The organism is Megasphaera sp. MJR8396C, from assembly GCF_001546855.1.
Taxonomy (GTDB): Bacteria; Bacillota; Negativicutes; order Veillonellales; family Megasphaeraceae; genus Megasphaera.
Genome location: NZ_KQ958212.1, coordinates 1 through 7369 on the forward strand (window position 1 = coordinate 1; position 7369 = coordinate 7369).

Genomic DNA, 7369 nt, shown 5'->3' on the forward strand with positions numbered 1-7369 from the left:
TTTTTGGTCCAACTTTAGGGGGTCGGTTCAAATAGGGGGCTTTTACAATGCAGACATAGTATCTTTTGTTTATGTGTATGTTTTTTAATATCAATTGACACTAAATAGATTGTTAGCGTATACTAAATAAGTAGATAGCAAATTGTAATAACTAGAGAGGAGGTGAATAAATGGAAGAGAGGACAACCTTAGAGTTGAAAATAAATATTTGTGAAGCGGAGAAAATGAATATTGCCATCAATGTATCACAAAAGGTACCTTTTCTATCCTGTCCATGTCAAGAAATTTCTAATGTTGGCATGGATGTTTCTGAACAGATAAAGTGTCGCGTGAAATGCGAATTAGAACATACACAGGTAGACATCGTAAAGCAGGGTGGACATTCCCCTAAAAGTCGAATAAAAACGATTTGTAAGGCCTATTCTTAGAATCTTTTCAACGTGAAAAAATATAAATGGCGATGTTATATTTTGGCTATCTACAATCTATCGCTATGTAACATTTTTTTGTAAATGTCGCATCATATTCCATATGGTGCGTGGATTGAAACATGTGCATGTTCTTTAGAGTACTTAAAATATCGCACCCTTCTGGGTGCGATATTTTAGCATAAGAACCTATTTTGTTGAACTAGCAGTTTCTACAAAATATTGACTGGAAATCACTTTATATGATTTAGTCTAATTTTTATCTAATTCTAATGTATATACTTTGTGACAAATATTACATAGTGGTATAATGAGTTTAAGAGATACATGTATGTCAATCGTTTCTTGTCAGTGGTAGTATCGTGAACCGGTCTATGGTTGGTATCTTGCAGTCATAGACTAGCCTGACGGCGTATCGATAGGAGATTATATGGAAAAAATTATTGCACATTTTCGAAAAGATGAGAACGGCCAGATTGTTGAGCAACTTCTTCGGGATCACTTGGTGAACGTGGCCGAAAAGATGGAAGTGGAGGCGAAACCTTGGGGCTTGGGCGCTTTGGCAAAATTGACCGGTCTCTTACATGATTTTTCTAAGAGTCGAAGTAAGTCGGGTGGAGAGTATCTACCTTTTCAGCGGTATATTCGCTTAGCCCATGATGACCCCAAAAAGGCAGTTCACTATCGCGGAAAAATCGACCATTCGACGGGTGGCGCCAAGTTTTTATCAGTGCGTTATAAGGGCGTCAGCCCCGGCAACAACATAAAACGGACCATTACTTTGGTGGGATTGGCTGTTATGTCTCATCATAGTGGATTAGAGAATTTTTTGAGTGAGCGCGGCGAATCGGATTATGTACGACGTATTCAAAAAGAAGGCGTTGAAACGGCGGAAGAAGAAGCCTATTTTTTTGAATCCGTCTTAGCACAGTCCAATCTGGATGATTTGTTTTATCAAGCTCGTGATGAAGTCAAAGCTTTTGATGCTCGCATTCATAAGGTTTGCCAGATTGGTACTAAAGATAAAAGCATACAACGCCTGGCTTATTGGTTTTACTGGGGTATGGTCGAAAGGCTGCTCTTTAGTTGGTTAGTCGATGCTGACCGATTGGATACGGCCGAGTTCGAGGGTGGATCCTCTTTGACCCAGGATTGGGACTACGATAAGCTTTGGAATCTCTTCTCCGGGAAATTGGAAGACAAACTTCACTCCTTTGCCCTTCCAGCTGGGGGTAAGGCCAGGGCCATTGCCTTGGAGCGGCAAAAAATCAGTGATGCCTGCCAACACTTTGGAACGGAGAAACCGGGTATCTACTCCTTGTCGGTACCAACGGGGAGTGGGAAAACGTTGGCCAGTATGCGCTTTGCTTTAGCTCAGGCCAAGAAATACCATAAAAAACGAATTATCGTTGTCATCCCTTATACGTCGATCATCGATCAGAATGCCAAAGAAATCCGTGACGTATTCCAGTTTGATGAGGCCGTGTTAGAGCACCATTCCAACGTATTGCCGAAGGAAGATATGAGTGAAGAAGAACGGAATTGGCGAAAGTTATTGACCGAACGTTGGGATACACCGGTTATTTTTACGACCCAGGTTCATTTTCTCGAGACTTTATTTGATGGTGGCTGCCAATCTGCTCGCCGTCTTCAGGCCTTGGCCGACAGCATCATTATCTTCGATGAAATTCAGACTATTCCGATCAAATGCACTTATATCTTTAATTTGGCCATGAATTTCCTAAAGGACTTGGCCGGTGTCACGGCCGTCCTCTGCACAGCGACGCAGCCGCAATTGGATAAAATGCCTATCCCTCTTCATTCTGGTGGAGAAATGATTAGTGATTTAAAATCTACTTTTGAGGTTTTTCAAAGAGTCAAATTCGAGTATTTGAAAGATGAACTATATACGGCAGAAACACTGGCTCCTTCACTGCTGCAGGATGCAATGAGGCGTGGCAGTGTCCTCTGTATCGTCAATTTGACTCGTCAGGCTAGAAATATTTATAAGGCTGTAAAAGATCTGGTTAAGGAAAGCGGGGACGACGTCGAAATCATTCACTTGAGTACCAAGATGTGTTCGGCTCATCGAATGCATGAAATCGACCGCATGAGGGAGGCCTTGGCGGCCCTTCACGACGGAACATCGAAGCGTAGGCTCATATGCATCTCGACGCAGTTGATTGAAGCCGGTGTCGATATATCCTTCACGACGGTATATCGTGCTTTGGCAGGCTTTGATTCCATTGCTCAAGCAGCCGGCCGCTGCAACCGCCACGGTGAAATGGAATACGGTCTGGTCAAGGTTTTCCAATTGGAAGGGGAAAAACTCGATAAGCTTCCCGATATCCAAATTGGGGTCAAAATAGCCAAAGACTTACTCCATACCATCGATATTCAGGATATTCTTCAGCCTGAGAATCTGGTTCGCTATTTTAAGAAGTACTATGATGATTATGAGGAAGGCAATAAATCCTACAAATTACCACCTAAAAACAATACCGGCTTGGATCTCCTTTCGGCAAATGATGCCGGTTGTGGGGCCTGTGGAGGACGGGATAAGGTCCCCGGGGGCAAAGAAATACTTTGCGACAAGCAGGCCTTTAGGGACGTTAGCAAAGCTTTTTGTGTCATCGACTCAGCAACCATCGGTATTGTCGTGCCTTATGACAAAGGGGATGATTTAATTACCTCCTTGAATGGACAGATTGAGAATCCAAAAGAGCTCTTGGCCTTACTTAAGCAGGCTCAGCAGTATACAGTTAATGCTTTTTCTTATGAAGTGGAACAACTTCAGCGAATGGGAGCTATTTTCCAGACCTTGCAAGGGCCTTTAGCCTTACGGAAAGAGTATTATGACTCGGCCATTGGCCTTAAATTGGAAGAACAGGCCAATCCACTTTGTAATTATTAAGGAGGGGATATTTTGCGAAATGAAATAACCTTTAAAGTATACGGCAGGATGGCCTTATTCACCGATCCCATTACCCGCATGGGTGGTGAAAAATCTTCATATGCCGTGCCGACGTACCAAGCTTTAAAAGGAATTGTCGAAAGCATCTATTGGAAGCCGACGATTCTCTGGTATATCGATGAGATGAGGGTCATGAAGGTAATACGAACCCAGTCCCGGGGCGTTAAACCGAAAGGGTATTATGACAAGGTACATAATTTGTCTATTTATAAGTATCTAAGCGATGTGTGTTATGAAGTAAAGGCTCATTTTGAATTTAATCTTCATCGGCCCGACCTGGCCTGCGACCGCAATGAAAATAAGCATCATAACATTGCTAAACGAATGGTTGAACGAGGCGGTCGTCGTGATATTTTCTTAGGAACGCGGGAGTGCCAAGGTTATGTAGAACCTGTTTCCTACGGTGAGGCTCCGGGTTTTTATGATGATACCCCAGCAATTCCTTTGGGTACGATGTTCCATGGTTTTAATTATCCCGACGAAACAGGCCGTGATATGCTGCAAGTTAGACTCTGGCAGCCGGTTATGGAACATGGCGTCGTTCATTTTATTCGACCTGAGGCCTGTACCTTGGTGCGGGATATTCACAAAGGGAAGGCCAAAGTCTTTACCCCTGAAGATATCTGCCCCGTTGAACGGGAAGCCGCCGGGTTGGAAGGAGAACGCTTATGAGCTGGATTGCGCAGTTAGTTAAGACCTATGACGCCAATGCGGCGTTAGCTGGTAAGCCTGCGGTCGATGGCAGCAAGGCTGTCTTGCCGCCTATTGGGCATATCATTCAGAATGCTCAAATCGAAATAACCGTCGACGGTGAGGGAAATTTCGTTCAGGCCAGGCCGCTTGCCAAGGTAGAACAGCCGACTCTTATACCTAGTACGCCCGATTCGGCATCGAGGACGTCGAGTCCGGCACCGCATCCGCTGCATGATAAACTGAACTACGTTGCCCGGGACTATAACTTATATCACGAGAAAAAAACAAAAAAGAGTGGAGACGAGGGAAAATCTCCGTATTCTCTCTATGTAGAGCTCTTAGGCAAATGGGTTCAGTCCCCATACAGCGATCCCAAGGTGGAAGCGGTCTATAAATACGTCACTCGGCACGATGTTATCGACGACCTTTGCAAGGCCAATCCGCCCGTACTCTATCGTGATGATAAGGGCAATATTATGCAAAAATGGCCTCATGATAAGGATAAGCCAGCGATTTTTACCGCAGTGACCGGCGATCTTTTAAAGGCTCTGGTCCGTTTTCGCGTCATTGACATTCCCGGTGATGATAAACCGGATTTATGGAAGGATCAGCAAGTACAGCAGCGATATATCGACTTTTTTGAGCATGAGTTTCCTCAAGCACCGGATCTTTGCTATGCAATGGGTAAAATGATGCGCCCCGTCGATAAACACGCTAAGGGTATTCGATTTGCCGGTGATGGAGCTAAGCTCATTTCGTCCAATGATGCCAGAGATCTTACCTTTCGCGGTCGCTTTGAGACCAGCAATGAATGTGTGTCAATCGGCTATGAAACGTCGCAAAAGGCTATGAATACCTTGATGTGGCTCATTCGCAATCAAGGCTATAATTGTGATGGCCGCATCTTTTTGGCCTGGAGTTCAAGACCCATTCCAAGCGTTTATTCAGATACGGAAGAGGTTATCGCAGAGGAAGACAGTTTTGCGGATCAATGGGAGAACCCTCCAGAAACGACACGCCCTCAGACCCAAGAAGAATGGGAAATGAGCTTTGATAAGGCTATTAGAGGTTATTCTCATGTTTTTAAAAAAGATCCGACTGCCCAAGCCAATGTCATGGTCCTCGATGCGGCGACACCGGGGAGACTATCCATTTGCTATTACGATGAGTTTTCCGGTGTTGATTTTATTGATCGTATTGAAAAATGGCATACATACGGTCGCTGGGCTCAGCATAAATATGATGAAGTTAATAATGCGTCACTTTGCTATTATGGTGTGCCGACGCCTGAGCTTCTTGTCAAGGCTTGCCATGGGGAAAGAGTTAATAAAAATAAAATGAAGATGGAAATCGAACGCATTTTCTATTGTATCGTACAGGGGCGGCCGTTGCCACTCGATATCGAACGGTGTGTCGTCCGACGCGTCGTTACCCGGTCGAGTCAAGCCACGGGTAATAAATATTACCCGTGGAGGCAGAAAATTTTAGAACCTGCGTGTACCATAATTTGTAATCGATGGAATGAAACACATAAAGAGGAGGTATATACTGTGGCACTTGACGAAACGAATCGAAATCGCGATTATCTTTTTGGGAGAATCCTTGCCGTAGCCGACCAGATAGAACGGTCGACGTTTAAGGGAGATGAACGGGGGTCACGGATTACGAATGCTATGAAGTACATGGAAGTCTTTTCCATGAGGCCGTCGACGACGTGGATGACCATTCACAATCGCCTGCTCCCGTATATGCATAAGCGAGAACAATATAGAGAAGATCGGGAGTTGTTGGCCCAGATCATGACCCTTTTTAAAGAAGACGATTTTGTCTCTGATGCCCCCTTGGGGAGTCGCTTCCTGCTTGGATTCTACAGTCAGCAATTTGCTATTCAGCAGCTCATTGAAAAGAAAAAGAAAGAAAAAGCGTTGAGAGAGAGTAACAATGCAGATAATAATACGAATAGTCAGTCAGATGAAAAAAATAGGGAGGAATTATCATGACGACATTAGCAAACAAAATTGACTTTATCGGCTTCATTACCGTAGACCATGCCAATCCTAACGGGGATCCTTTGAACGGCAATCAGCCGCGCAGCGATTACGACGGCTACGGCGAAATTTCTGACGTCTGCATTAAACGCAAGATTCGCAACCGCCTGCAGGACATGGGAGAACGGATTTTAGTCCAATCGGATGACCGTTGCGACGATGGATGTGACAGTATTGAGACGAGAGTCGTAAATGAACCTGCCATGGAAAAACCGATATTGACGATGAAAGAAAACAGCATAAAAGGTAAACAAGAGTTTGCGGCAGAGGCCTGCAAAATATGGACTGACGTTCGTACTTTTGGTCAAGTGTTTGCTTTTAAGAAAAAGATTCAGAAGAGTGTTGAGTCTGTTTCGGCCGGTGTGCGCGGGCCTGTATCCATTCATACGGCAGTCAGTCTGACCCCCATCATCATTACCAGTATGCAGATTACGAGAAGTGTTAACGGGAAGGCTGCTGATACAAAAGGATCTGATACGATGGGGATGAAACATCGTGTCGACTTCGGTGTCTACAAAGTTGTCGGCAGCATCAACGTCCAGTTGGCGGAAAAGACAGGTTTTTCTGAAGAAGATGCGGAAAAAGTCAAAGAAGCTCTCGTTACCTTGTTTGAAAACGATGCCTCATCGGCTCGACCCGAAGGCAGCATTGAAATGACGAAATTCTATTGGGTCCGCCATGACAATAAAACGGGCAACGCCTCGTCAGCTCGCGTCCATCACAGCATCACGACCAGCTTAAAAGAAGGCGTCACGTCACCGCATATCTTTGACGACTACGTCATCGACGACAGCGCTTTGAAAAATATCGAAGGCCTCAGTATTGAAATCTACCAAGAAGGCGAAAAAATACAGTAAATAACTACTTATAAGGGTAGTCAGATTTTGGATTTGTTCGACTAATATGATGTCATATGGATACGATATATGTCGAAAGTCATGAATTGAAACCTGTGTAAAAACAGCTTTATGTAGTGCGAAGGTATAGTGAACATCATATTAGTCGTCAGAATCCTTAAGCAAAATATAAAAAATTTGATGAAATCCCTAAATTTAGTAAGAATAAACCGTATCTGTGGGAATATATTCCCATAGGTACAAGCAAAAGTGACTGCAAAAAAGCCCTTTTGCTGTCGCACCCCGTGAGGGTGCGTGGATTGAAACAGATTCCAGCCGAACCCGCTTCAGACGACGAAGGAGTCGCACCCCGTGAGGGTGCGTGGATTG

5 protein-coding genes are annotated in these 7369 nt (G+C 44.3%); all 5 read left to right on the forward strand.

The window, feature by feature from the left end:
- Positions 1–170: 170 nt before the first annotated feature.
- The 5 genes from HMPREF3201_RS11165 to cas7c all read left to right on the forward strand — a co-directional run bounded on the left by HMPREF3201_RS11165 (position 171) and on the right by cas7c (position 7000).
- Positions 171–428 (forward strand): hypothetical protein, encoded by a 258-nt coding sequence (locus HMPREF3201_RS11165; RefSeq protein WP_062413137.1) that lies wholly within the window; start codon positions 171–173, stop codon positions 426–428.
- A gap of 430 nt (positions 429–858) precedes the next feature.
- A complete protein-coding gene (locus HMPREF3201_RS11170) occupies positions 859–3342 on the forward strand; it encodes a CRISPR-associated helicase/endonuclease Cas3 (RefSeq protein ID WP_062413138.1) in 2484 nt (827 codons plus the stop codon).
- A 12-nt stretch (positions 3343–3354) separates the two neighbouring features.
- The gene (gene cas5c / locus HMPREF3201_RS11175; protein WP_062413139.1) at positions 3355–4074 is read left to right on the forward strand and encodes a type I-C CRISPR-associated protein Cas5c; all 720 of its coding nucleotides are present in this window, start codon (positions 3355–3357) and stop codon (positions 4072–4074) included.
- A complete protein-coding gene (cas8c, locus tag HMPREF3201_RS11180; protein WP_062413140.1) occupies positions 4071–6095 on the forward strand; it encodes a type I-C CRISPR-associated protein Cas8c/Csd1 in 2025 nt (674 codons plus the stop codon). Before cas5c ends, cas8c begins: the two co-directional genes overlap by 4 nt.
- Positions 6092–7000 (forward strand): type I-C CRISPR-associated protein Cas7/Csd2, encoded by a 909-nt coding sequence (gene cas7c, locus HMPREF3201_RS11185; RefSeq protein ID WP_062413141.1) that lies wholly within the window; start codon positions 6092–6094, stop codon positions 6998–7000. The genes cas8c and cas7c overlap by 4 nt, the downstream gene beginning before the upstream one ends.
- The last annotated feature ends 369 nt before the right edge of the window (positions 7001–7369 follow it).